The organism is Arthrobacter sp. 05L45_2 (genome assembly GCF_056397525.1).
The window spans coordinates 1-2,920 of sequence record NZ_JBFTNO010000278.1; the positions used below are offsets into that span (position 1 = coordinate 1).

Sequence of the window (2,920 nt, forward strand, 5' to 3'; positions counted from 1 at the left end):
GTCGACGACGGTTCGAAGGACGACACTCCGAGGATTGCCCGGGAAGCCGGCGCCACGGTCCTGCGCCTGCCCTTTAACCTTGGCGTGGGCGGGGCCATGCGGGCGGGATTCAAATACGCCCTCCGCAACGGTTACACCTCGGTCATCCAGGTGGACGCGGACGGCCAGCACGATCCCCACGACATCGACCGTGTCCTGGCAGGTCTCGAGCACGCGGACATCTCGATCGGTGCCCGTTTCGCCGGCAAAGGCAACTACGGGGCCAAGGGTCCCCGCCGCTGGGCCATGTTCTTCCTGGCCAAGGTGATCTCGGCCGTAGCAGGAACCCAGCTGACGGACGTCACCTCGGGGTTCCGCGCCGCCAACGAGACCGCGCTCCGGCAGTACGTCTCGCATTTCCCGGCCGAATACCTCGGCGACACCATCGACTCGCTCGTGGTGGCCGTCAAGTCCGGCTGCCGGGTCACGCAGGTGCCCGTCGAAATGAAGGAGCGCCAGGCCGGTACCCCCAGCCAGGGCCCCATCAAAGCATCTATTTATCTTGCGCGCTCAGGCCTGGTCCTGTGCTTCGCGCTGGCCCGCCGCCGGACTCCGCGCGCGGCCGAACTGCATGCGCCGCTGTCCGGCGACATTGCCGGAGAGGGAAGTGCCTAAGGCATGAACGTTGCAGGTTCCTTGATTCTGTCCATCGTGATGGTGGCCGTCGTCCTCATCATGCTCCGCAACGGCAGGTTGCGGGAGAAGTACGCCATCCTGTGGCTGGTCATCGGCACGCTGACGATCATCCTGGGCATCTTCCCCCGCCTGCTCAACTGGGCGGCCTCGGTGGTCGGCGTCGTCGTTCCGTCCAACCTGTTGTTCGCCCTGGCGATCCTGCTGCTCGTGGGCGTCAGCCTCCACGTGTCGCGCGAACTGACCATTCTTGAAGATGAGACCCGAATTCTTGCCGAGGAAGTCGCCATTCTGCGGTCCTCCGTGGAACGACTCCAGCGGGAATCCCAACCAATCCAGCCGACGGCAGGCGAGGCCGCGACGGCTTCCGCCGTGCCGCCAACCGAGAGAAGAAAATAGTGACTATTGACGTAATGTTCCCGTACTACGGCGACGTGGCCATGATGAAGGCTGCCGTTTCCTCCGTACTCGCACAGGACGACAAGGACTTCCGGTTCACGATTGTCGACGACGGGTACCCCGACGACACCCTGCCGGACTACTTCGCCGGTCTGGTAGCCACCGACGACCGCATCCGGTACTACCGCAACGAAGCCAACCTCGGGGCCAACGGCAACTACAAGAAATGCGTCGGCCTGGTCGAACACGACATCGTGGTCATCATGGGCGCCGATGACCTGATGCTGCCGAACTACCTCAGCACGGTCCGCAAGGCCTTCCAGGACCCCAGCGTCAGCATTGTCCAGCCCGGAGTCGAGGTCATCGACGAAAACGGCGCCGTGTACCAGCCCCTGGGCGACTCGGTGAAGCAGTTCCTCCGCCACAAGCTGGTCGGAAAGACGTCCGAAGCGATCGTCGCCGGCGAAGCCATCGCCGAGAGCCTGATGGTGGGTGACTGGCTGTACTTCCCGTCGGTTGCCTGGCGCGCCGAGGCCATCAAGAAGCACGACTTCCGTCCCCAGTACGACGTCGTCCAGGACCTCGCGCTGGCCGTCGACATCATCCTCAGCGGCGGCAAGATGGCCGTTGTGGACACCGTCTGCTTCCAGTACCGCCGCCACCGCGAATCGGACTCCTCGGTCCGTGCCCTGGATGGCCGCCGGTTCGCCGAGGAGCGTGCCTTCTTTGACGAGTGCGTCCGTGACTTCGGCGCCAAGGGATGGACCTCGGCAGCCCGCGCCGCGCGCTGGCACCTGACGTCCCGCCTGAACGCCGTTTCGCTGACCCCCAAGGTGGTCTCGAAGAAGATGTGGCCGGGCCTGCGCAAGCTCGTCACGCACGCCGTACGGCCCTGACCGCTATGGACATCCAGAACCACTACTACGGCCACTCTGCCGTTTTCGCCCTGTACTGCGGCTCCCGCAGGCTCCGCCACGTCTCCGGCCTCATCCAGCACGGCTGGACGGTCAGCAGCCCGGTAACGGCCCAGTTCGGCGATTTCGCCAGCTGGGGCCCGGCCCGGCGCCGGCTGTCCTGGACCAGCTCCTCCCGGGGCTGGAGCCCGGAAGATGCCGGCAACTTCTTCAGCGACGGCACCCCCATGCTGGACGCCATCGGTGCGCCGTACCTCTACCTTCTCGACGCTGCCCGCGCCGAGGGCGCCGTTCCGGAGCGGTCCGACCGTACCCTGGTGCTCCCGCTCCACGGGACGGCGCTGCTCAAGGTGGACGGTGACCACGGCGCGTACGCGCGGATGGTCCGGGAGAAAGAGGGCCCGGCCACGGTGTGCCTCCACATCGACGACCTGCACAACGCCGAGATCCTGGACGCCTGGCGCTCGGCCGGCCACGACGTGGTCAGCGCCGGGGACCGCCGCGACCCGCAGTTCATCGGCCGCATTCTGTGGATGATGTCCGTGGCCAAACGGGTGGTGTCCAACCGGTTGTCGACGTCCATCATGTACGCCGCCGTCAGCGGGGCCGACGTCGCCATTTATGGGCCGGACTTCCGGCTGGGCGCCAACGCCGCCGCGGACCCGGGCCTGGTCATGCGGGACCTGTGGCCGGAATTCTACGAGGAATCAACGCCCCAGCACGTCCTGACCTCGATCGCCGAGGCCGAGCTGGGCCGCGGCGACATGCGCGCCCCGCACGACTTGTCCCGGCTGCTCGGCTGGGACACCCACACCGTGGTCCCGTTCCTGGAGTACTGGGCCAGCGGCCCGCTGACCAAGGCCCAGACCGTCCTGGGCCTGAAGAAGGTCCCCGAGGGTGCGCACGCCACGGAGAAGGGCCTCTCGCCGTGGCAC

The 2,920-nt window shown here is 66.6% G+C and carries 4 protein-coding genes; all 4 read left to right on the plus strand.

Going from position 1 to position 2,920, the window contains the following annotated elements; translation table 11 throughout:
- Positions 1-654 (plus strand): glycosyltransferase family 2 protein (locus AC1DHD_RS15365; protein ID WP_476880543.1); only part of this gene is annotated, 654 nt, incomplete at its 5' end.
- Between the two features lie 3 nt (positions 655-657).
- Entirely contained in the window at positions 658-1,071 is a 414-nt protein-coding gene (locus AC1DHD_RS15370; RefSeq protein WP_476880544.1) for a DUF2304 domain-containing protein, read from the plus strand.
- Positions 1,071-1,967: a glycosyltransferase family 2 protein gene (locus AC1DHD_RS15375; protein WP_476880545.1), complete on the plus strand. Its 897-nt coding sequence runs from the start codon at positions 1,071-1,073 to the stop codon at positions 1,965-1,967. Before AC1DHD_RS15370 ends, AC1DHD_RS15375 begins: the two co-directional genes overlap by 1 nt.
- A gap of 5 nt (positions 1,968-1,972) precedes the next feature.
- A partial coding sequence (locus AC1DHD_RS15380; RefSeq protein ID WP_476880546.1) for a hypothetical protein occupies positions 1,973-2,920 on the plus strand: 948 nt, incomplete at its 3' end.

What these genes read in the sequence shown, in the direction of transcription:
- AC1DHD_RS15370 (WP_476880544.1), top strand. Translation starts at nt 658, where the DNA reads ATGAACGTTGCAGGTTCCTTGATTCTGTCCATCGTGATGGTGGCCGTC.